This window comes from Vibrio renipiscarius, assembly GCF_000827885.1.
Classification (GTDB): domain Bacteria; phylum Pseudomonadota; class Gammaproteobacteria; order Enterobacterales; family Vibrionaceae; genus Vibrio; species Vibrio renipiscarius.
The window spans coordinates 894,128-916,247 of sequence record NZ_JTKH01000024.1; the positions used below are offsets into that span (position 1 = coordinate 894,128).

A 22,120-nucleotide genomic window follows, 5' to 3' on the forward strand; every position below is an offset into this window, starting at 1 on the left:
ATTTATTTAGAAGGGTAGCGTTGCTGCCCTTTTTTGATCGTGAAGCGGCGAGAATCTACAACGCGACAGCGCCGCCAAGTGTGAGCTTACTTGGCCATTTAGTGATTTTGTTTCCCCCTAGGAACAGATTGCCCTTTATGGTCATCGTCTCAGGGAGTTGAGTGATGTTAGAGCCGCCTAAGAAGAGGTCACCATTCACAATCAACCCTTCTGGAAGCATGCTTAAGGGGGTGCGCATCACGCTCAGATCGCCATTCACTCGCAAGCGATTGGGCAGTTTTTCCAGTGGTGTATCGGTAAAGTTAAGGTAGCCGCCGACTTTTATTCCTGAGGGCCAGCGCTTAATTTTTCCGCCAAGAAAATTGGCGTAACCCCGTATATACGTCCCTTTTCCTATCGTAACCAACGCACTATTTGCCGCTTCAAGGTTACCTTGTATCGAGGTGTCTTTCGGCAGGCGTTTGATATGAGTGTGCGCCATGTTGAGATTACCATCAATGCTAAATCCATCGTGTAACTCAGTATAAGGCTTATGGCGTAAATCCAAATTGCCATAATTGTCTAAGTGATTGAGTGTACGAAAAGCATCCAGTTTTTGGGCGGAAGCGACAGGAGAAAGCAGCGTTGCGCCTAATGAAAACGCGATGAGTAGAGGTCGAATCATAACGGACTGGCTATCAATGAAGGGGGAACAGTATTGCGAACCGAGACGATAAGGTCAACGATTGAAGGGCCGAGATGGGATCAAGATAAAGCGGGCAACGCCCGCTTTGGTATTAGCGAGTTAGAGAGCGAGTCTTTAATTCGAAAATCAGTTTTTCAGCACTTACTTCGAACTTAAAACGAGCCGTTAGTTCGGTAGAGTCTGCGTTCACTTCTGTTGCTTCATATTCAACAGCCGCGTTCACTTGTTTTGCTAGTTCAACGTATTTTGCTAGTTCAACTTCTAATAGCGAGTGATCTTGAGAAAAAATGGTCACTTCCGCTATGTCGTCGCCTTCTTTGATGAAAAAACCCATTTCACCAGCACAACCACACGCTTCACATACTTGAGCTTCTAGTTCATTACTCATCGTACAATCCTCTTAAAAAAATCATGGATATTTTATCGGTATATTTGAACATAATCCATCTAAATGCAACGGTGTCGCGTGGGGTTGTTTCGTTGTGCAGGATCGACTTTTACGATGATCCCTGCCATTTTTAACGATTTCCTGCATTTTCTTGTGTGATGTGCTTCATATAGGCTCAAATATTACTGTTATTATTTAGTCAGAATGGTGTGCGTTTAGTTGTAAGTGGTCTAGATTTGTAACATCATCCCTGCATTCATAAAGACATAATAAATGACTCGTATTCATATTCTTTTGATGCATTATTTTTGAGAAAAAGCGTGAGCTTTTGTTATTTAGCAAAATTGAGACAAAGCAGCATGGTAAGATGCGATGCAAAGACATACATCAACATATTGTTATTATTGTTAAGTAATAGATATCACGAGTCTCTATTTTTATTGACTCACTTTGAGTCAAATGGATTTACAAGAAGAGCTTAGACATGCCAAAGCGTAGTAAAGAAGATACTGAAATTACCATCCAGAAAATAATGGACGCCGTCGTTGACCAACTTCTTCGTTTGGGTTACGACAAAATGTCATACACCACGTTGAGCCAACAAACCGGGGTTTCTCGTACGGGTATCAGCCACCACTTTCCGAAGAAAACGGATTTTTCAGCCGCGTTAGATGGCCGTATTTTCAGAATGTTTGTAGAGCATCTTAATTTTGATGCGAGTTTAAGTGACTTTTCCGATAGCTGGGTAAAAGCGCTCGATAACAGTGAATTTTTAGCCATACTTCGTCTGCTGTTCCATCATATTGTGACGTCTGAAACCGCGCATGAATTTGCGGCGAATGGCATTGACCGTTTATATAAAGCAGTTGAAGTGAAGTTTGGTGACGGCAGTGCAAAAGAATTAGAGTGGTTGCTGGGTAAATCACTTATTCGTATGGCACATTAATCGATGTAACATCATGTTGATTTTGAAAACCAGTGGTTCAGCCACTGGTTTTTTTATGCCACAAGCCTAGGTCATACATCGAATCCTCGAGGAGAATGTTGGCGTAATTTGTTGAAGAGAGCGGATATACCCGCCTGACGTGAAGGCGCAACGGTGTGGTTCGGCACTTTCAAACCTCATCGCATAGTGCTTATAGCAGGTTGAATTATCTACGTTTAAACCGTATCTGGCCCTATAACTATCTGTTACAATCGTGACGATAAATCCCACTCATGGCACTAGGTACCGATGTCTTATCCTGTCTTGATCTGCGACGATTCGGCGCTTGCGCGCAAGCAAATTGCTCGTTCTTTACCTGCGCCAATCAATGCCAATATACACTTTGCCGTTCATGGTTTCGATGCGCTTGAGCAGTTAGAAAACCACGCGTTTAAAATATTATTTCTTGACCTGACGATGCCCGAATTGGATGGCTTTGGTACGCTAGAGATCATTAAACAGCGAGGGATCAATATTCACGTCGTGGTGGTTTCTGGTGATATTCAGCCTAAAGCCAAAGAACGCGTTATGGCGCTCGGCGCAAAGGCATTTATTCAAAAGCCGATTGATCAAGCCATTCTTAAAAGTGTCCTCAGAGATCTCGTTGATCCTGCCGGCCAACCAGCGACGTCTTCGGTGGCGTATGCGCCCGTGCAGATTCCCACTTTGCGTCGACGTGACATTTATATGGAAGTCGCCAACGTTGCAATAGGGCGCGCTGCAGATGCATTAGCGCGTCATTTTGATGTGTTTGTGCATTTACCTCTGCCCAACGTCAATATTTTTGAAGTCAGCGAGCTTCATATGGCGCTAAGAGATTTAGCGAGCAACGACCAAGTTTCTGGTGTATGCCAAGGGTTCAGTGGCGAGGGAATTGCTGGTGAAGCGCTGGTGCTGCTCAGTGATTCCAGTGTTGCGGATTTAAAGCGACTGATGAACATTCCAGACGATAGTGATGAGCTTGAAGAGGTCGAGCTATTAATGGATGTTGCCAATATTCTGGTGGGCTCTTTCTTGAATGGATTGGGTTCGCAAGCTGAAGTGCGTTTTTTCCAAAGTGCCCCCGTGCTACTAGGGCAGCATGTCTCGATCGATTCTGTTATTGAATCGACCACAGGTTCTTTTCATAAAACCATGACCTTTGAAGTAAGCTACAGTGTCGATGGTACTTCAATCCGATGCGATCTTCTCTTTATGTTTGTTGATGAGTCATTACCGCTACTGGATAACAAGCTATCGTATCTTATGGAGGATTTTTAATGGGAAATCTTCCTGCAGAGTTTGAGCAGTTCCACTGGATGGTGGATATGGTGCAAAACGTAGATTTAGGTCTAGTGGTGATTGACCGAAATTATCATGTGCAGCTTTGGAATGGCTTTATGACACATCACAGTGGCATTCAATCACATGACGCCATTGGTAAGCCTATCTTTGACCTTTTTCCTGAAATTCCACAAGAATGGTTTAAGTTAAAGACGAAGCCGGTGTATGACCTTGGTTGCCGCAGTTTTATCACTTGGCAGCAGCGTCCTTACCTATTTAAATGTCGTAATGTTCGGCCGATCACGCAACAAGCCGATTTTATGTATCAAAATATCACGCTGAATCCTATGCGCACCACAACGGGAGAGATTCGCTCGCTGTTTTTGTCGGTCCAAGATGCAACAGCAGAGGCACTGGTTGTTTTGAATCAAAAATAGCCACTCCTCGTAAGAGACAAGATCAAAACAGAAGGCTAGCTTGGTATTAGCTGGCCTTTTTTGTCCCCATGCGACGGCATCAAATACGGCAACCAATACGGTAAAAGATACGCAAAACTCTACGTCATTGTTCAAATTACTCAACGCGTGCGAAAAGCGCGAATAGGGAACAAATCAAAAATAAAGGTGAGGAGAGCAAGATTCGCCTCATGTTATGCCTTTTTAATGAAGATTGAAGCGTCGTTATGCGAAAATAGTTGCGAAAAAAGGGTAGGCAGAGCAATGACAGAGAGGGCAAATGTCGGCACTTTTATCATTAAATGTGATCTGAAACGTGTCTATGGATGTAGTGAAATTGGCACGATGGATTTCGTTACGCAAACCATTGCGCTGTCGAAATGTACGTTTTTTCTTTAAAGTGATGAAAACAAAGAGTATTTGAGGTTTTACTGAAGGGAGTGAGTTTACTAGGTATGCAAGAGAACCCAACTGTAGCATAAAAAAAATCGAATTATCAGACTTGCGAGAAAGAAATCCCGACCTATAATGCTGAAAACCGGAGCGTCTGCAAACGCTCCGGTTTTTTTGTGTCCGACAAACAGTAATTTCGTCTGCAAACGAAATTACCAACGCACTCTGCAGTGACACATAGCTATATGAATCAAGGAATTACACAATGCGTATCGAACAAGAACTTAAGTTAGGCTTCAAAGATGTCCTGTTTCGCCCGAAACGTTCTACCCTAAAAAGTCGTTCTCAAGTTAATTTAACCCGCGAGTTTACATTCAAGCACAGTGGTCGTCAATGGTCTGGTGTGCCTATCATTGCAGCAAACATGGACTCTGTGGCAAGTTTCGCGATGGCCAAAGCGCTCGCTGAGCATGGTGTAATGACGGCGGTTCACAAACACTACACCGTTGCTGATTGGGCAGAGTTTGTTGAAGGTGCTGATAAATCGCAACTGAATAACGTGATGGTTTCTACGGGCACTTCAGAAGCGGATTTTCAAAAGACCAAAGACATCATGGCGCTTTCTGATGAGCTTATCTTTATCTGTGTTGATATTGCCAACGGCTATTCAGAGCACCTAGTGGAATACGTGCAGAAAGTGCGCGCTGCATTCCCTGAGAAAGTGATCTCGGCTGGTAACGTTGTAACTGGCGATATGTGTGAAGAGCTTATCTTAGCCGGTGCAGATATCGTGAAAGTAGGTATTGGCCCAGGTTCAGTGTGTACGACCCGCGTTAAAACAGGCGTAGGTTACCCTCAACTTTCTGCAATCATCGAGTGTGGCGACGCTGCACACGGTCTTGGCGGCATGATCATCGGTGATGGCGGTTGTTCTTGTGCGGGTGACGTGTCAAAAGCCTTTGGTGGCGGCGCAGATTTCGTGATGCTTGGCGGCATGCTAGCAGGTCATGAAGAGTCAGGCGGTGAGGTGATTGAACAAGATGGCAAGAAGTTCATGAAGTTCTACGGCATGTCTTCACAGTCAGCAATGGCGAAGCACTCTGGCGGCGTTGCAAAATACCGTGCAGCTGAAGGTAAAACCGTACTATTGCCATTCCGTGGCAGCGTTCATGAAACGATTTCAGACATCCTTGGCGGCGTACGTTCAACGTGTACCTATGTAGGCGCAGCAAAGCTTAAAGAGCTAACAAAACGCACGACGTTTATCCGCGTACAAGAGCAAGAAAACAACGTATACGGTAAAGAGTGAAACTAGAACGTTTCGGAAAATTCTGTTGAAACACCCATAAAGTGATATTTACGACCATAAGTTGATATATATTGCACCCATAACTTGATATTGCCTTTTTCTATACCATACTTTTGTAAGTTTACGACATATGGTGAAAGAGGCAATATATCATGGATCGCCATTTAACCTCCTCCCAAGTAGTTTCTGATGCACTTGAAAGTGCTTTTACGACCCCTGCACGTAACTTGACAAAATCTCGAGGCAAAAATATTCATCGTTTCGCTAGCGTAAAAATGGGTCACAGAGTATCTGTTGAGTCTACGTTGGAATTCGATGCTTGTTTTCATTTTGATTTTGTAAAAAGCATCACCAGATTTTGCTCTCAGCCTATTAAATATACTTATGTCTTAGATGGTAAAAAACATAAGTATGTTCCAGATTTTTTAGCAGAGTTCGATACAGGGGAATTAATCCTCTATGAAGTAAAAAGTGACTTTGAAGTATCTAAAAGCGACTTCAAAAGAGAGTTTGAAGCCAAAAGATTAGCCGCTAAACGACTGGGTGTTGAATTAGAATTAATCGAAGAGTCACAGATTAGAGTTGCCCCACTTCTTAATAATCTTAAGTTAATTCATCGATATGCATCACGAAGTGACTTAACGGAAATTCAGCAATTAGTCTTATCTATCTTTCGCCGTTTTGGCTCTCTGAACGTCAACACACTTATCTCAAAAACAGGTATATCTAAGCCTTACATAATGCCAATTATTTGCGATTTATTATCAAAGTGCTTACTCGATACCAACTTAGAAGTTCCAATTACTGCTGATACGACACTTGAGTTGAGATATGGCTAGTACCACCTTTGCTAATTTTTATCGAAAAGCAGATGCCGAAAATTGTGAGTCGAACGAAAATATTAGCGACGCTGAAGTCAGTTTGCTGGGTGAAGGCACAACATTCACTGAATTGTCGGCATTTGATGACGAAACATTGAAAGAAGTGAAGTTTCGTTTGCGATTGCTCAAGCAAGTAAACGTCCAGTGTGAACAAATAAACGTTAAAACGATTGAGCCATTGAGGGTGTCGTTGCAGCAGGAAAATCAACGACCTATACCAAGTGCAATTACGATTTACCGTTGGTGGCTCATATTTAGAAAATCTGGTTTTGACCCTGTTTCTTTAGTACCCAAAACAAGGAAGCGAGGTAATAGAACGATTAAAGTTCCACAAGTAGTATCAGACTTTATGGATCAAGCGGTTAATCAGGTAATCTCAGCAGAAAAAATAAATATTAATTCAGCATTTCGTAGAGTGCGAAGGAAGATCAGGCAGTACAACTTATCTCATGCTACTCATTTCAAATACCCTAACTACGAGTCTATTCGTAAGAGAGTCCATAAAAAAACACCTTTCGAAAAGTTGCTCGCGCTAAAAGGACCAAGAGTGGCAAAGCGTGAGTTTAGGAAGATGGGCAAAAAAATATTAACGGCAAATATTCTGGAAAGAGTCGAAGTAGACCACACTGTTCTTGATTTGTTTGTCGTGCACGATGAATACCGTGTTGCGATCGGAAGACCTTATCTTACCCAATTGGTTGATTGTTATAGCAAAGCAGTGATTGGATTTTTCTTGGGATTTGAGCCTCCAAGTTATGCTTCAGTAGCTCTGGCGTTAAAAAATGCAATCCAACATAAAGAGAAGTTATTAGCTGATTTCCCATCAGTGGAAAATGAATGGCCGTGCTATGGCATTCCAGATTTGTTAGTGACTGATAATGGTAAAGAATTTATATCAAAAGACTTTGCTAACGCGTGTGAGAGTCTGCTTATAAATATCCATCAGAACAAAGTAGAAACACCAGATAACAAGCCTCATGTTGAGCGTCAATTTGGCACGAGCAATAGCTTATTACTGAATGATCTTCCAGGAAAAGCGTTTAGTAACTATCTCGAAAGGGAAGGTTATGACTCAATTGGTGAGGCGACGCTAACTCTCAATGAAATTAAAGAAATTTACTTGAAGTGGTTGGTAGATATTTACCATAAAAAATCAAATACTCGAGGAACAAACTGTCCAAACGTTACTTGGAGGCAAGGCTCTAAGTTATGGAGACCCGATGAATTTGTTGGAACGGTAGAAGAGCTCGATTTCAGGTTTGCGAAATACGGTCAAAAAATGCTTAGGAAAGAAGGGGTAACAGTTGCTACCGGGCTCTCATATAGTAGTGAACGTTTATCGGAATATCGTGGTATTAAAGGCGACCACAAAGTTAAGTTCAAATACAATATCGAAAATATGGGATTGATTTGGGTACTTGATGAGGATAACGAAGAGTATTTCGCTGTTCCTGCGATAGATTTTGAATACGCATCAACGATTTCATTTTGGCAGCATAAGCAAAATATGGCGATTAAACGTAAGTTGTATAACTCAGAGTATGATGAAGATGCAGAGGTAGACGCAGAGATTGCTATTGAAGAGCTTGTCGACAAATCAATGAATAAAAAGAAAACCGCAATCCGGAACAAACGGCGTGGAGCAAGATATCAAGAGAATGCAGAGAGAGCAAAATCGCTGAAACGGGATATGACCGAAAACTATATACATACTGAAAAAAATGAACCAGATGTTGATGATAATGATGCTTGGGGTATCGATTACGTCTAGGAGAATATCGATATGGATGATGATAGAAGTATTCGTATTAGCATGGCGAAAAGAGCATTTGTTTCAACTCCGAACGTAACCAAAGTCCTCAAATATATGGATAGGTGCCGAGAGTGCTCGGATTTAGAAACAGAGCCGACCTGTATGATGGTATACGGAGCCTCAGGAGTAGGTAAGACAACGATAATTAAAAAGTACCTTAAACAGAATGAAGGCGATTCTGATGTGCATGGCGATACTGTTCCAGTTCTTCATATAGAGTTACCAGACAATTCAAAACCGGTTGATGCTGCGAGAGAGTTGTTATTGAAGTTAGATGACCCCCTTGCACTTTACGAGACCGATATAGCCATATTGACGAAAAGAGTAGTGGAACTAATACCATTATTGGGTATTAGGCTGATAATTATTGATGAATTTCAACACTTAGTAGAAGAGTCATCAAACAAGATTCTTACACGGGTTGGTAACTGGCTGAAAATGATACTAAACAAATCGAAATGTCCTATCGTGCTTTTTGGTATGCCTTACTCCAAAGTGGTGTTACAAGCAAACTCTCAACTGCAAGGTAGATTTTCTATTCAGTTCAATTTACTTCCATTTAGTTACCAAAACGGTGAGGGTATATTTAAGACCTTTTTAGATCACCTTGATGAAGCTCTCCCATTTGAACAAAAATCGGGACTGGCAAACCAAAAGTTGCAGAAAAAGCTTTATGCATTTTCGCAAGGTAATATGCGCTCCCTTAGAAATCTAATTTACCAAGCGTCTATTGAAGCCATTGATAATAATCATGCGTCAATTCAGAACGAAGATTTTATTTTTGCGTCTGAGTTGACCTCTGGCGACAAGCCAAAAACGTGGAAAAACCCTTTCCTAGAAAATGCCAGCATTACAAAAGATATGTTACGGGCACCACCAAAAACGCTGGGTTGGGAAGATTACTTTAGAAATAGTAAGCGAAAAGGTAAAGGTTCTGATCTCAGTGATTTGTTCAGTTGATGCTCGATGATACCGAGAGGCTAAGAACCGTGAGTTAATGCAGAGCATGAATTACAGCGTCAGCTAACTCACTGTTTACAGAAATACGCTACAGGCTCTTAACGAGCGAATTAGCCAAGGCTCCGTAAAGCTTCAAGTCTCGTAGCTAAATTCACTATGCCACTACAGTGATCAGAAAAGCGACCAAGAAACGTAAACTGTTCCCGACAGATGAATCAGCTAGAAAGGTGGTGTATCTGGCGATTATGGATGCTTCCAAGAGATGGACAATGCCAATCCATCACTGGAAGCAAGCTCTAAACCGCTTTATGATTATGTTCGAAGACCGACTAATGGAATACTTGTAACCAAGAGCAGTTACACAGAATTATTTACAGGGTCTAATCTAATCATCTGTTACACAAAGTTTTTTCATGCTAGGCAGTATTACTATTTTCTATTCATGATAAGGTAACATGCTTATCGAAAACTTTTCTTTTAACTTGTCATGTTCAGAGTGAGAAATAACATCGGAAAAGTCACAGGGGGATGAGTTCCCTACAAAAGTAACTCTCTTTATTGATGATAAATTTTCTGATAACTCTTTACAGATCCAAGAAAAGTCTGGCCGTGACACTTTGTCGGAAATGTTATTTATTATATACATTCTTTCTATTTGCATTTTGCTATTTTTGTGGAAGTTAATATCGAGAGTTTCAAAATCATGGCGGTTTGCAGAATACTCAAATAATTCAATGTGAACCTCATCGCTATGGCCGTGAAAATTGATTTCATTTTTACCTTCATAAGCAATGTACCAGTTTGAATTACCATTCTTGTTTTTAAAAATATCGTATTTATTTGGTATGCTTGCTATAGTCACATTTGAATTTTTTGTGTGTAAACTAGAGTTGTTCATTCTTGCTGTTATTGAACCCGATGAATCCCAGAGTTGATACGATTGCTTTATATGTTCGGTTGAACGAATTCTGTTATCGATTTTTACTTTGGAATTACCTTTTACCCTGATGTGATATGAACTTAAACCATATATATCAATTTTGCTATCTGAACCCATAATGGTTAATCTTTCGTGAATAAGGCTCTTGTTGAAGTGTGGTGAATTTGGAGAGTCACAGGTTGATAGGTGCATGCGTTCGTAGTCTCTATTTGTACTAAACTTACCTCTAGGGTAATAATATGCTACGTCTAAAGAGGGGACGTAATCATTGCAAAGATTATTTAAATTAACATGGTTTATTGTATCGATTATTCTTAATTTTGACCTGTTTAGATAAACAGAAGCTATGTTCAACTGATTGTCGATGGTGTCATCGTGGAATTTAAAGGTTGCTGAATCTTCAGAATCATGGGTTCTAGTAACTGAAGGGTCTCTCGTGTCAGTTATTGTAAGTTCTGAGTTGGTAAGTATGGTCGATATATTGTATTTAACTGCATTAATATTAACGTCTGAGCTTATGAACGATGAGTTCTTGATTACAATATTATCTGCGTTAATTTGAAACGAGCTTAGAACTGAATTCCAGCCATCCATTAAACGAAACTCATTAAATTTATTTGATAATAATGTTATAGCGTATGAAAATGGTAATCGGTAGTCACTTAATTCTAAATTAGTTAACTCTTGTTTTTCCAGTAATCGATTGATTGAATCTTTTCTATCGTAGGCTGACATTCTGTTGTTGTATGCCACATCGTAGTCAGCTCTTTTATAGTTCAATTCAAAGTCTTTATTTGCTAGATAGATGCCAAAAATGCCTATAAATGTTGAAGTTAAAATTGATATGTGAATTAATAAAACGATTAGTCTTACCCTGCTAGATATAGGTTTTTCATAAAAGAAAAGTGAACACATGGTGTTTTCAATCAAATCTTTTTTGCTAACGCTGCTGTAACCTTGTTTTATTGCTAGTTCATGAAAATACCGTTTTTTAGATTCCCATTTCAGCCTTCTATCAAATTCTGGTTTAGGGTTTTCTCTATGATATTTAGATTGTTTAACTCTGCGGTATAAAATGTCTTTCACAAATGACTTTCCATGATTACACGAAAAATAAACATTTTTTAGAAAGAAATGGCCAATGCGTTTTTTGTTTTTTTTCATTTTAATTTTCCTACGGCTAAACATATCAATGTTATACCTTCACTATGATTGACTTTTTACTTGTTATTTATTTTTAGAGTTAGTTCTCCTTTTTTTGAAACAATATGCATTGCGGATTGCATAAAAAATTCCCAAGGGTAGAAATTCATAAGGTCAGACTATCGTTGATTTCCTTAATTGAGTTCCTCCATCTTTTACTAATAAGATAAAGCACCTAACCGACCATTGACCAATTCCAAGCATTGGTAAGCCCCCGCTTCTCTAGACACTTAATAGCTATATAATTGAACAAACTATGAGGTGTTGCTATGAGCGGAAAACGCTATCCAGAAGAATTCAAAATTCAAGCCGTCCAGCAAGTCACAAAACAAGGTCATACTCTCAGCTCTGTTGCTGAGCGGTTGGGTGTCAGTTACAAATCCTTGTGTGATTGGATTAAAAAGTACGATAAGCCAGAGAAGCAGCGTAAACAAGAAGACGAGCAAAGTGCTGAGATACGTCAGCTGAGGGCTGATTTAAAGCGGGTTACGATGGAAAGGGACATTTTAAAGGAAGCCGCGGTGTACTTTGCAGGGGAGTCAAAGAAAAGTACACGTTCATAAGAGAGCGACTTCAGAAGTATCCGCTGTTGGTTGTGTGTGGTGCTCTTGGAATTGAGCGCAGTGGTTTCTATGCCTGGTGTCGACATCCTCTCAGCTCTCGAGGCAAAGAAGATCAACGTTTGCTCGGAAAAATTAAACAGTTTTGGCTCGAGAGTGGTTGTGTATATGGGTATCGAAATATCACGATTGATTTAAAAAGTGATGGTGAGTCCTGTGGTAAGAATCGGGTTTACCGACTAATGAAATCTGCCAACATTAAGGCTGTGCGTGGGTATAAACGGCACAAAGGCTTTCATTCTGGTAAAGTCGATTTAGCCGCGCCAAATATCCTCGACCGAGAGTTTACGGTTGATAAACCTGATACAAGTTGGGTGACTGACTTCACTTATATTCGTACCTATGAAGGTTGGCTTTATCTCACCGTTGTTATTGATTTATTCTCCAGAAAAGTCGTCGGGTGGACGATGAAAAGTAGCCCAAAAACCGATCTTGTTATTGATGCCTTGTTGATGGTGATTTGGCGCAGACGGCCAAGTGAACAGGTACTCGTTCACTCAGATCAAGGCGTGCAATATACCTCGAGCGACTGGCGCAGTTTCCTAAAAGAGCACAATATGGAAATTAGCATGAGTCGAAAGGGAAACTGTCACGACAACGCCGTTGCTGAGAGTTTTTTCTCGCTGCTCAAGAAAGATAGAGTAAAACGAAGAATCTACAAAACTCGTGATGAGGCCCGCTCTGAGATATTTGAATATATCGAGTGCTTCTACAATCCAAAACGGAATCATGGTACTAATGGTGGACTGTCACCGAATGAATACGAAAGACAGTATTATCAGAAACTTGAAAGTGTATAGAGTTCTGGGGTCTTACCACATTAGGTGATGTTGATGACCTGTTCAACATTGCAGCTATCGATTTTGATTAACTTGACAGTACATGATGATTCGCGATAATTGCTGTATATAAAAACAGTTATCATTGGAATTTTCATGTCACTTGTCAGCGCCAGTGCGGGGATCAGTCAATTTGAAAGTCCTGCAGCGGAATATAAATCCTTAAAATCACTAAGCTTAGATTACCTCATTGTTGGTGAGCGTAAGTCTTCGACCTTCTTTGTACGCGCACAGGGTGAAAGTATGACGGGAGTCGGGATCTATGACGGCGATTTGTTAGTGATAGATCGAGCGTGCATAGCACGGCATGGCGATGTAGTGGTCGCAACTCATGATGGGCTTTTCGTGGTTAAGCTTTTAGATTTACACCAGAAGCGCTTGATCAGTGCCAATGAAGAATATGCACCCGTTGCCATTAAATCAGATTCACTTATTGAGGGAGTGGTTGTCCAATCAATTCGTTGCCATCGTCCTCTAACTCCATGATTTTTCTTTGTGATGTTCACTCTATGTACTGCTCTGTTGAGGCGGTATTTCGCCCAGACTTACGTGATAAAGCCATTGTCGTACTGAGCAATGGGGATGGTATGATCGTTGCGTCCAATAAGAAAGCCAAAGCCGTAGGTGTCAAAAACAATGGCATATTGGACTAGGTTAACTATTGTTACATCCTTGTAATGCTAATACCTCAGATAGATATAACAAAAAAACTGTTATAAAGACCAACTTTCTTGTTACTTCCCCTTGTAACTTGGTGCATTTTTGTTTTTTAGGAACGCCTGAATTGAATTAGTTTGAATGTAATCTGTCGGTTTCGCTTCCTCGATGTAATCAGAACTGACAGGTTGCCCTAAATCGGTTCTGCCCCAAAATGAGCTAGAAGCAACCTTTACAATAGTTTGATACCTCATTATTCGACTGAATTTATCTAATTGATCAAGCAGTAACTATATGATTTGAGGAGTGGATGATAAACTCGACCATTAGAACCTGTGTATTACTAAAGGTAGATTAATGGCGTTTAGAGCTCGGACAATAGGTAAAACTTCTCTGTTTAAGGGTGAGAGCTCTGGCGAGAATGCTTTCACCCTAGTAATTGGAGATAACGGTTGTGGGAAAACCCAGTTGTTACTCGATATCTGTAATTATTACCAAATGATGTATGGCAATTTGTTGAGTTCAGAATCTGCTGATATTAGCGTAATACGTCGAGATTACTTTAGTCAAAACTTCAAATGGGAGGCTATCGAAAAAGCCTTTGGCCATTCTGTCCCCCAAAAGCTAATTTGTGCATCAACAAGCCAATTTGAAAAGTTTGCTGAAAACTGGAAATTAAAAAATGACTTTGTGCAAGGTGGGTACTATGCCTACATCGGATCTAAGCCCTTTATTCCTGATCGATTGCCGTCTACACGTATAGCATCAACAGCTTTGAACCAACTTCTAGCGAGAGATACTTATGACGCTAGAAAAATACGGTCTCTTCGAGAGTTTTTGGTAAGTTTTGGATTTGATGATGTTCTAAAAATTAGCTTAGAACCTATATTTTCCCTTAGTGAATTAAATAAGGTAAAAAGTGGGGATAAAAGCGTTGCTCTAGAAACTCAAATAGCATTACGAAATGCATATGAGCATTTTGAGTTAGAAGATATTAGTGAGCTAGGCTATTTAATGGAATTTATCATTGATAAACCTGAAGTTTTGCTATGTTTCAGTGACTCTGGTGTACTTCTCAACTCTATATGTAAGAGTGCAGCTATTCCATACTCTGCAAGGCAATTAGCAGATTTGCTCATGTCCGGCCTAGTCAGTGTTAGCAACATTGAAACTGTTAACGGGCAATGTTTTAATGAGTTAGGGTTGTCAGAAAGTGCAAAAATGCGTCCTTTAGCTTCTAGAAGCTCTGGCGAGCAATGCTTGTTCTTATTATTTCTAGGCATTATCTCATCTATCGATGATAATTCGTTGATATTGATAGATGAGCCAGAAATCAGCTTACATCCATCTTGGCAACAAAGGTTTGTTGAAATTTTAAACAAATCCCTTAGTGAATATTCAGGCTGCCACTTCATAATTGCAACTCATTCTCCTCTAATAGTCTCAGATATTGCGGTTAAAAACTGTGAAATATTGGACATGACAGAACAGGTACTTACAAGCGCTTCAGAGCATCGTTTACGCTCATCCGATTATCAACTTGCCACTCTCTTTCATAACCCTGGACACAGTAACGAGTATCTAATAAAAACGGCCATTTATGTATTCTCAAAGGTAAAATCAGAAAAGAAATTCGATAATCAAGATTTAGATAAGCTAAGAATGCTTAACGATCAGCTATCTTTGTTACACGAGGATGACCCAGTTATAGAGTTGGTAGAAATGCTCAATGAGGTTTATCGCAAATATGGCTGATATTAAAAATGAGGTAGTGTTTTCCAAAGAACAGAAACAACTAATTAAGGGAATAGTTGAGGATGAAAACTTTTCACACCATGACTGGACTAAGGAAGAGCAAAAAGAACCATTACAAGCTTTAAGAAAGTATGTTCGTAGTCATTACAGAGTCGAGCAAAATGCAAAATGTGCTTATTGTAGAAAAGACGTCAGTGTTCAAGCTCCTTCAAATTGTCAGATTGAGCACATTGCGCCAAAAGAAATGTATAAGAAGTACATGTTTTACCCTAAAAATCTATGCGTTGCTTGTGCAGATTGTAATTCCATCAAATGGAAACGCGACACCATAAAGCCACTTAGTACCGGAGAGCGGAGAAAGTATCCCTCTTCGTCAGGGGCTTTCTTGTTAGTCCATCCTCACTTCGATGATTACGCTGACCATATCGATATTTTTCGTGACCGTTGGTATGTGGACAAAACACAAAAAGGGCACTTCACTATTGGGTTGTGTAAATTGAATCAACGTTCTATGGACTTTGGCTATCCTGAACCTGATGAGATGATGGTTTTAGCTGAAGACCTTCGCAATGCGAAATCGAATGGCGACAGTTACTTAGTGGATTTAATTAAAGCACGGATGCGTGAACTGCTTGATAATTAAAGGGGCTATACTTACTTTTATTCATCAATAGCGATCAGCTTAGCAGATCTCCCTAACAAGGTTTTGTCCAAAAACTTGCTAGCGCTGGTGGCGTTTAGTGTGGTGGCGTTTAGTGTGTGGCGTTTAAATAAAGGATGAAGCTCTTCAAATGAGGAGTGATTAGGTGTTTTCGCCAGAATTCTGAAAGTAACTTTCTTACCGTTAGAGTCTTGCCAAATTGTTTGATTCACAGAAATATCAACTTATGGTTGTTTTTGGCAAAATCAAGATATGGTTGTTTTTCGGTTAAGTGTCTGATTTTAATTGATTCGTGATTATCACTTTACAGTTGTTTCAACAGAAAAATCGAATAATTGAGAGCCGCTTTTAGCGGCTCTTTTTTTTGTCTGAAATATATTAGGCTTTTTCGCTCAGAATTTTATGTATTGTTTCTCACATTGGTCGTTATTAGCTTGCTTTGTGAGCGGATTTTACAGTCTCAATTCTGTGGTATTACGTAACGGGCTTCAGGGGGGGGGGGGAATATGTTGATTCCTTTTTGATGAAAGTAAGGCAACTTCTATGACGTGAGTGAAGTAGAGCGCGGTCGAGCTAGCGGTTGTTTTTGCCCTAGTGAAAACAAATTCTCGTTGCAAGGCAGGTCATTAAGCAATGCATTCGAGAGTTATCCTCATTTGACATGCTATTTGCCGAATGGAAAATCGAGCTATATAAAAATGATCAGTTTGTTAGGATGCAAGCAGTAACAGGATATTCTACGAAGTCGCATACATTGCCGATCGAACAATTTGAATTGGAGCCCTCAGCGCCATATAACGATCTGGATGTGCTTTGTCATATCGGTGGTTATCCCGTTGGTATCCATTTTAGCTACAACGGTCGTTTGTGTTACCTTCCTATGGGGGACGAACAATTATCGTTAATCTATATTGAGCCGCTTAGCGCGCTTTATGCGACGTTCACTCAGAAAAGCCATGATTCATTTAAAGAACTGGTTATGGACTATGTCTTCAAGATTGGTTCTAGAAATTGGCTGTGTAGAAACATGTCATTCCTCCCGGCTATAAAATAGGAGAAGAATCAACAATTTTCTGGAATTAAAGAAATACTGAGACATAACATCAACTGTGCAAAGCATATCGATGGGAAATGAAATTATGATTTTACAAATCAGCTTCGTAGTAATGTGACTTTTTCTTGTACGATTTGTCTGACTAACTCTGAGAGCCAAGCGATTCTTGGGTGCTGGCTATCACCTTTCAAACACAGCATTTCAATATCAAAGTCGGGTATATCGATTGGTGGTTCGCACAAAGTTAAATTGTCGTCTATCAAGCTAGATTTACCGACCATTTCAGCCATTACGGCTAGGACTCGTCTTCCTGTTAGCATCCTTCTGATAGTAAGGAATCTCGTTGTACCAAGAACGACATTTCGTTTTACTTTCATCTGCGCTAGTTTTTTGTCAACTTGAGTTGAAAGCTCCTGGCTTGCCGTGACAATCATTTGGGGAGTATCTAAATAAGCCTCTAGTGAAATGGGTAATTCACACTGAAGAACATCGTTATCGAAAGTACAAAGGTGTCTTTCGCGATATAGAATGGTACTTTTCACTTTGTTTGGAAGATCGGTAAACACACCAATACACAGGTCAACGGCTTGAGACTCCAAAGCCTCAAGGTAGTCATTGGCGTCAACAGGCCGAAACAATATTTTGGCGTTTGGGGCCAGCATTTGCAGTTGATCAAATAATTCAGGGGCAAAGATCTGTTCGGCATAATCACTAAATCCGACCTTAAATAGCCCTTCGAACTTTTCTGGAGCGAATGTATTTGATTGCAGTATGTCTTGACTGACTATGGTCATTATTGCAGTGATTTTTGGTTCGATCTCATAAGCTCTCGCCGTTGGACGCATTACATTGCCGTCTCGTTCGAACAATGGATCGGATAGTAGCTCACGTAACCGTTTTAGATTGTAGCTGGTTGCTGGTTGCCCTAAATGCAGAGACTCGGCGGCCTTCGATACACTCCTGTAACGGAATAGAGCATCAAAAGTCAGTAAGAGATTAAGATCAACACGTTGCCAATTCACCGCGTTCATATAGATTCCATTCAACATCATATAAGTATTAGTGTATTCAATACAGAAAATGAAATCATTCGATTTCATTAATTCACTATGAATTTTTATACTTCGGGCAGTTTTGAAGTAAGGAATACCCAATGCGAAGCCCTGCAATTTCTGCGCACTTAGAGTTACTAGAGTCATTGAATGTTAATCAGTTTAAAACCAATAGCTCCGAAGTAACGCAAGGTGATGTTTTTATATGCCGTCAAGGTAATAGTGTTGATAGTCATGAGTTTGCCGAAGAGGCGCTTGTCAGAGGTGCTAGTGCACTAATTGCTAATCGCACAATGAATCTCCCTATACCAGTGATTATTACCGAGAGTTATTACCAAAGCTTAGCTTTAGTGAAAGCCTTTTATCGTCATCCTCATTTGAGGCTCAAGCATGTAGGGGTTACTGGGACGAACGGTAAGACCACGGTATCTGATTGTCTGAATCAAATCTTAAATCGGAGCTGCCGAAGTGCTTACATCGGAACGTTAGGAGCAAAAATAGCGGACTTATCTATACCGTTAGAAAACACGACCCCTGATGGTGCGACTCTACTTAATTTATTTAATGAGATGGGTAAGCTAAGCATTGATTTTAATATAATGGAGTTAAGCAGCCATGCGCTATCGCAGGATAGAGCTGGTTTTGTGTCTTTGCAAGTTGGTGTCATCACCAACATTGGTCATGATCATCTGGATTATCACAAAACCAAAGACAGTTATGTACAAGCCAAATTACAGTTAATTGATCGAATAAAACCTCAAGGCACACTCGTTGTAAACCTAAATGATCCACACGCCGATGCGGCAATAGCACGCGCAGCTCAAAGAGTGAATATGTTGACCTTTGCTATTGAGAATTCTCACGCCGATTTAAATGCCACCCAGCTTGTTTCTACATTACAAGGAACTCGTTTTGATCTTGTGTTTGGACAAGATCGCATGACGGTGAACTCACCGATGCCATTTGATTATAACGTTGAGAATGTCTTAGCCATCGTAGCCGTACTTTTAAGCATGGGATGGACGCTTGAAGCCGCAGGAAAAGCGATCGAATCACTAAAAATGCCGGATGGTCGTGCCCAGTTTATCGAGTTGTCTAATGGAGCAACTGGACTTGTAGATTATGCTCACAATAGTGACGGATTACGCTCACTACTAAAAAATGTGCGTGCGCATGCTGCTAATAGACTCGTTGTCGTTATGGGCGTTACTGGTGATCGAATTCGCCAAGCGAGCGCCATGGGAGAGATTTGCTCTAAATATGCGGATTTGGTTATTTTTACTTCGGACAACCCCATGGGGACCGAGCAAAATGTACTTTTTCGAGCGTTAACTTCTTTAATCAATGATACCCCTCGTTTTGAAATTAGTGATAGAGCTGAAGCAATAAAGCTTGCTAAACAGCTAAGCGAGCGAGGTGACTTAATTGTTGTATGTGGTAAAGGTAACGAGACGTTCCAATACTTCAATGACGGTAAGGGTAAAAAGCATCGCTATATTGGTGATTTAGCAGTATTACAGCACTCGGAGGTTGTATGAATCGAAAGCAAATACTTCGCCTCTTATTTGGGCTTTTTTTGAGTAAAGCAAGCTATGCAGTTGTATTGCCAGATCCTCCTGAGCTCAGTGCTAAGGGCTATATACTGATGGATTTTAATTCTGGTTATGTTCTTGCGGGAAATAATGTGGATCTAAAACTTGCGCCTGCAAGCCTTACTAAGTTGATGACTGCGTATGTTGTCGGTCAAGAGATGAATTCAGGTCGTTTGTTATGGAATAGCCGAGTTGATGTGAGTCAAAAAGCGTGGTCTGCAAACTTCCCTGACTCATCCAAAATGTTTATCAAGCCTGGCGATAAAGTGACGGTAAGAGAGTTAATGCTAGGTTTGATTGTGCAATCAGGGAATGATGCGGCGGTTGCATTGGCTGAGCATGTCGCGGGTGATGAGGTGGCATTTGTGAGCTTAATGAATGGTTGGGCTCAGTCTCTAGGTATGGAAAATACTCAATTTATTAATGCGCATGGTTTGGATGGCGAAGATATAGCCACGACACCAAAGGATATGGCGCTTTTAATGAGGGCTATTATTCAGGATGTCCCAGAAGTTTATGAATTGTATAAGGAGCGTAGCTTCACTTGGAGTGATATTGAACAATATAACCGTAACAAACTTCTTTGGGATAGGTCGCTTGATGTCGACGGTGGAAAAACAGGATACACCGAAAATGCAGGTTATAGCTTAGTTGCCTCTGCATTGGAGGGAAAGATGAGATTCATTTCAGTTGTAATGGGAACATCCAGCCCACAGAAGCGAGCCGATGAATCTAAGCAACTGTTAAGTTATGGTTTTCGCTTTTTTGACACGTTACTTGTGGCGGAAAAATCAAAAGAAATATATCAAGCAAGGATATGGAAAGGAGAATCCGATAATTTGTCGGTGACCGTAGACAATAATATTTATTTGACTCTTCCACGATCGAAAAGCAGCAAATTAATACAAGAAATCGAGTTAAATGAGAAAATTATAGCCCCAGTAGCGAAAGGTGAAGTTGTTGGGAGAGTGATTTGGAGCCTTGATGGTGAGCCGGTAAAAGTTGTTGATGCAGTGAGTGCCAATGAGATAGGTGAAGGTTCGGTATTTAAGCGGTTTAAAGATAGCCTAATCGTCTGGATGAGTTCTCTTTTGAACGATTTTCGTAATATGTTCGGAGGGGGGGCATGATTACTGAAACTGCGCGGGTATCTATGTGGCGAAATAGTAATTATACCCGTTTACTCTCTGCTCAGGTTATCTCGTTAATTGGTACGGGGATCAGTTCTGTTTGCTTGGCGTTACTCGCATACGATTTAGCTGAAAGCGATGCAAGTACCGTATTAAGCTTTGCTTTTGCTATAAAAATGGTGGCATACATAGGTTTAGCCCCCATTTTTTCGGTTATCAGTCGACACTGGAATAAAAAATACGCGTTAATTGCGTTAGATGTAATAAGGGCGAGTTTATTTGTCACTCTGCCATTTGTCGATCAACTGTGGCAAGTGTATGTACTAATGTTCGCGATCAATGCGTGTTCAGCAGCGTTTACGCCGCTATATCAAGCAACCTTGCCAAAAGTTTTGACTGATAAAGAGGATTATACACGGGCTCTTTCTTATAGCCGTATCGCTTATGACCTAGAGCAGATTTTAAGTCCGATTATTAGTGCTCTTCTGCTAACGATTATAAGTTTTCGCCATTTGTTTTGGCTTGATGCAATTACTTTTATTGTTTCAGCTGTTTTGTTAGCTTTTTGCGTTATTCCACCAGATAAATCAATGGGTAATGTAAAAAATAAACGACCATCAATTTTGAATGGATTAACTGCCTACTTATCTGAGCCTAAATTGCGCTCTCTTTGGTATGCATATTTGGCTGCTGCGGCAGCAAGTGCCATGGTTATCGTTAATACGGTTGTGTATGTGCATGATGTATTACACGGAGGGGATACAGAAACCGCTTTGGCCATGTTTTTCGTCGGTTTGGGTTCAATGCTTGTTGCACTTCAGCTACCCAAATGGCTGTCTAAACATGCTCCTCAGCGCTACCATTTGTGGGGAATGATGTTGATTTTAATCGCATTATATCTCGGGACTTGGCTTCCTAGCTGGGGAGGCTTCGGTTTGATGTGCTTTATTCTTGGGATTGGGATGTCGTGTATTCAAACAACGTCGGGTCTCATTATCAATGAAATTGCTCGTGATGGTGATGCGGGAGAGTATTTCGCTGCACACTTTTCACTGACTCATTTATGGTGGTTATTTACCTACCTTGCTGCGGGGATATCTGCGAGCTGGTTTGGAATGACGGGGGCGTATTGGGTTATGTTCGTTATCGCAGGTGCGGGTGCTGTTTTTTATGTCTCTTCAATAAGGCATCATCACTCAATAGCCTAAGATGATTGGGGTCTAAAACGGTTGTTAACTAGCTTAACGACCGTTTTTTTGCCTGAGTTTGGGATGTGGTGGCAAAGTATCTACAACTGAGACGCCTTTGTTTGGGGCAAATGTTAAAAACGGGCTATTGTCGTTTCTATCGTTTTTTTACGAGCTGTTTTTCACACCACTTGCTGATTTGCGGTGAGTAAAGAGCAAACACGCTAATAAGCAATGCAATACCAATAATCGTGAAAAGACCATTCATAATATTCCCTCAGTTCTTAGACCTCTCTGC

General features: G+C 40.6%; 21 protein-coding genes and 1 pseudogene. 17 read left to right on the forward strand and 5 right to left on the reverse strand.

The annotated features are described in order from the left end of the window. Positions 1–55: 55 nt before the first annotated feature. Entirely contained in the window at positions 56–664 is a 609-nt protein-coding gene (locus OJ16_RS17645) for a hypothetical protein (RefSeq protein ID WP_040992570.1), read from the reverse strand. Between the two features lie 112 nt (positions 665–776). After that, on the reverse strand, positions 777–1,073 hold the full coding sequence (locus OJ16_RS17650; protein WP_040992571.1) for a DUF406 family protein: 297 nt from the start codon (positions 1,071–1,073) through the stop codon (positions 777–779). A gap of 484 nt (positions 1,074–1,557) precedes the next feature. Here OJ16_RS17650 and OJ16_RS17655 point away from each other — a divergent pair, with 484 nt between their 5' ends. From OJ16_RS17655 to OJ16_RS19855, 8 genes and pseudogenes are all read left to right on the forward strand, one after another. After that, positions 1,558–2,019: a TetR/AcrR family transcriptional regulator gene (locus tag OJ16_RS17655; protein ID WP_040992572.1), complete on the forward strand. Its 462-nt coding sequence runs from the start codon at positions 1,558–1,560 to the stop codon at positions 2,017–2,019. 288 nt (positions 2,020–2,307) lie between these two features. Beyond that, positions 2,308–3,318, forward strand: coding sequence for a response regulator (locus OJ16_RS17660; protein ID WP_040992573.1), 1,011 nt, complete (start codon positions 2,308–2,310; stop codon positions 3,316–3,318). Then, complete coding sequence (locus OJ16_RS17665) at positions 3,318–3,758, forward strand: PAS domain-containing protein (RefSeq protein WP_040992574.1); 441 nt, start codon at positions 3,318–3,320, stop codon at positions 3,756–3,758. The genes OJ16_RS17660 and OJ16_RS17665 overlap by 1 nt, the downstream gene beginning before the upstream one ends. Positions 3,759–4,434: 676 nt before the next feature. Then, entirely contained in the window at positions 4,435–5,478 is a 1,044-nt protein-coding gene (locus OJ16_RS17670) for a GMP reductase (RefSeq protein WP_040992575.1), read from the forward strand. Between the two features lie 152 nt (positions 5,479–5,630). Next, a complete protein-coding gene (locus OJ16_RS17675; protein ID WP_040992576.1) occupies positions 5,631–6,317 on the forward strand; it encodes a TnsA endonuclease N-terminal domain-containing protein in 687 nt (228 codons plus the stop codon). Further along, positions 6,310–8,130, forward strand: coding sequence for a Mu transposase C-terminal domain-containing protein (locus tag OJ16_RS17680; RefSeq protein ID WP_040992578.1), 1,821 nt, complete (start codon positions 6,310–6,312; stop codon positions 8,128–8,130). Before OJ16_RS17675 ends, OJ16_RS17680 begins: the two co-directional genes overlap by 8 nt. Positions 8,131–8,142: 12 nt before the next feature. After that, the gene (locus tag OJ16_RS17685; protein ID WP_040992580.1) at positions 8,143–9,132 is read left to right on the forward strand and encodes a TniB family NTP-binding protein; all 990 of its coding nucleotides are present in this window, start codon (positions 8,143–8,145) and stop codon (positions 9,130–9,132) included. Between the two features lie 167 nt (positions 9,133–9,299). Then, positions 9,300–9,479, forward strand: a pseudogene (locus tag OJ16_RS19855) (IS256 family transposase); the annotation flags it as partial. An 89-nt stretch (positions 9,480–9,568) separates the two neighbouring features. Here the strand turns inward: OJ16_RS19855 and OJ16_RS17690 are convergent. Then, a complete protein-coding gene (locus OJ16_RS17690; RefSeq protein WP_040992582.1) occupies positions 9,569–11,236 on the reverse strand; it encodes a hypothetical protein in 1,668 nt (555 codons plus the stop codon). A gap of 308 nt (positions 11,237–11,544) precedes the next feature. Here OJ16_RS17690 and OJ16_RS17700 point away from each other — a divergent pair. From OJ16_RS17700 to OJ16_RS17720, 5 genes are all read left to right on the forward strand, one after another. Beyond that, positions 11,545–12,695 (forward strand): IS3 family transposase gene (locus OJ16_RS17700; protein ID WP_152613865.1). Its coding sequence is split into 2 segments (ribosomal slippage): positions 11,545–11,782 and positions 11,782–12,695, totalling 1,152 coding nucleotides; the frame shifts between segments, so codons are not numbered across the junction. Positions 12,696–12,830: 135 nt separating this feature from the next. Further along, the gene (locus OJ16_RS17705; RefSeq protein WP_040992587.1) at positions 12,831–13,220 is read left to right on the forward strand and encodes a LexA family protein; all 390 of its coding nucleotides are present in this window, start codon (positions 12,831–12,833) and stop codon (positions 13,218–13,220) included. Continuing rightward, a complete protein-coding gene (locus tag OJ16_RS19860; RefSeq protein ID WP_082030273.1) occupies positions 13,217–13,387 on the forward strand; it encodes a Y-family DNA polymerase in 171 nt (56 codons plus the stop codon). Before OJ16_RS17705 ends, OJ16_RS19860 begins: the two co-directional genes overlap by 4 nt. A 361-nt stretch (positions 13,388–13,748) precedes the next feature. Beyond that, a complete protein-coding gene (locus OJ16_RS19865; RefSeq protein WP_040992589.1) occupies positions 13,749–15,146 on the forward strand; it encodes an ATP-binding protein in 1,398 nt (465 codons plus the stop codon). Continuing rightward, on the forward strand, positions 15,139–15,789 hold the full coding sequence (locus OJ16_RS17720; RefSeq protein ID WP_052810377.1) for an HNH endonuclease: 651 nt from the start codon (positions 15,139–15,141) through the stop codon (positions 15,787–15,789). Before OJ16_RS19865 ends, OJ16_RS17720 begins: the two co-directional genes overlap by 8 nt. A 17-nt stretch (positions 15,790–15,806) precedes the next feature. On the opposite strand, the gene OJ16_RS20005 is transcribed toward OJ16_RS17720, so the two are convergent. After that, entirely contained in the window at positions 15,807–16,019 is a 213-nt protein-coding gene (locus OJ16_RS20005; RefSeq protein WP_152613866.1) for a hypothetical protein, read from the reverse strand. A 542-nt stretch (positions 16,020–16,561) separates the two neighbouring features. Between OJ16_RS20005 and OJ16_RS17725 the strand changes: the two genes are divergently transcribed. Continuing rightward, positions 16,562–16,861, forward strand: a complete 300-nt coding sequence (locus OJ16_RS17725; protein ID WP_160289879.1) for a hypothetical protein — start codon at positions 16,562–16,564, stop codon at positions 16,859–16,861. Between the two features lie 98 nt (positions 16,862–16,959). On the opposite strand, the gene OJ16_RS17730 is transcribed toward OJ16_RS17725, so the two are convergent. Beyond that, positions 16,960–18,015 (reverse strand): LysR substrate-binding domain-containing protein, encoded by a 1,056-nt coding sequence (locus OJ16_RS17730; protein WP_330217473.1) that lies wholly within the window; start codon positions 18,013–18,015, stop codon positions 16,960–16,962. Here OJ16_RS17730 and OJ16_RS17735 point away from each other — a divergent pair. From OJ16_RS17735 to OJ16_RS17745, 3 genes are read left to right on the forward strand one after another with little or no spacing between them, the layout of a single operon-like run. Continuing rightward, positions 18,015–19,451, forward strand: coding sequence for a Mur ligase family protein (locus OJ16_RS17735; RefSeq protein ID WP_040992593.1), 1,437 nt, complete (start codon positions 18,015–18,017; stop codon positions 19,449–19,451). The two genes, OJ16_RS17730 and OJ16_RS17735, sit on opposite strands and share 1 nt — an antisense overlap. Beyond that, entirely contained in the window at positions 19,448–20,635 is a 1,188-nt protein-coding gene (locus OJ16_RS17740) for a D-alanyl-D-alanine carboxypeptidase family protein (protein WP_040992594.1), read from the forward strand. The genes OJ16_RS17735 and OJ16_RS17740 overlap by 4 nt, the downstream gene beginning before the upstream one ends. Continuing rightward, entirely contained in the window at positions 20,632–21,843 is a 1,212-nt protein-coding gene (locus tag OJ16_RS17745; protein ID WP_040992595.1) for an MFS transporter, read from the forward strand. The genes OJ16_RS17740 and OJ16_RS17745 overlap by 4 nt, the downstream gene beginning before the upstream one ends. Positions 21,844–22,120: the final 277 nt, after the last annotated feature.

Bases quoted from the DNA above. Each gene is read 5' to 3' on its own strand.
- OJ16_RS17645 (WP_040992570.1), bottom strand. From the start codon at position 664: ATGATTCGACCTCTACTCATCGCGTTTTCATTAGGCGCAACGCTGCTT.
- OJ16_RS17650 (WP_040992571.1), bottom strand. From the start codon at position 1,073: ATGAGTAATGAACTAGAAGCTCAAGTATGTGAAGCGTGTGGTTGTGCT.
- OJ16_RS17655 (WP_040992572.1), top strand. From the start codon at position 1,558: ATGCCAAAGCGTAGTAAAGAAGATACTGAAATTACCATCCAGAAAATA.
- OJ16_RS17660 (WP_040992573.1), top strand. From the start codon at position 2,308: ATGTCTTATCCTGTCTTGATCTGCGACGATTCGGCGCTTGCGCGCAAG.
- OJ16_RS17665 (WP_040992574.1), top strand. From the start codon at position 3,318: ATGGGAAATCTTCCTGCAGAGTTTGAGCAGTTCCACTGGATGGTGGAT.
- OJ16_RS17670 (WP_040992575.1), top strand. From the start codon at position 4,435: ATGCGTATCGAACAAGAACTTAAGTTAGGCTTCAAAGATGTCCTGTTT.
- OJ16_RS17675 (WP_040992576.1), top strand. From the start codon at position 5,631: ATGGATCGCCATTTAACCTCCTCCCAAGTAGTTTCTGATGCACTTGAA.
- OJ16_RS17680 (WP_040992578.1), top strand. From the start codon at position 6,310: ATGGCTAGTACCACCTTTGCTAATTTTTATCGAAAAGCAGATGCCGAA.
- OJ16_RS17685 (WP_040992580.1), top strand. From the start codon at position 8,143: ATGGATGATGATAGAAGTATTCGTATTAGCATGGCGAAAAGAGCATTT.
- OJ16_RS17690 (WP_040992582.1), bottom strand. From the start codon at position 11,236: ATGAAAAAAAACAAAAAACGCATTGGCCATTTCTTTCTAAAAAATGTT.
- OJ16_RS17705 (WP_040992587.1), top strand. From the start codon at position 12,831: ATGTCACTTGTCAGCGCCAGTGCGGGGATCAGTCAATTTGAAAGTCCT.
- OJ16_RS19860 (WP_082030273.1), top strand. From the start codon at position 13,217: ATGATTTTTCTTTGTGATGTTCACTCTATGTACTGCTCTGTTGAGGCG.
- OJ16_RS19865 (WP_040992589.1), top strand. From the start codon at position 13,749: ATGGCGTTTAGAGCTCGGACAATAGGTAAAACTTCTCTGTTTAAGGGT.
- OJ16_RS17720 (WP_052810377.1), top strand. From the start codon at position 15,139: ATGGCTGATATTAAAAATGAGGTAGTGTTTTCCAAAGAACAGAAACAA.
- OJ16_RS17735 (WP_040992593.1), top strand. From the start codon at position 18,015: ATGCGAAGCCCTGCAATTTCTGCGCACTTAGAGTTACTAGAGTCATTG.
- OJ16_RS17740 (WP_040992594.1), top strand. From the start codon at position 19,448: ATGAATCGAAAGCAAATACTTCGCCTCTTATTTGGGCTTTTTTTGAGT.
- OJ16_RS17745 (WP_040992595.1), top strand. From the start codon at position 20,632: ATGATTACTGAAACTGCGCGGGTATCTATGTGGCGAAATAGTAATTAT.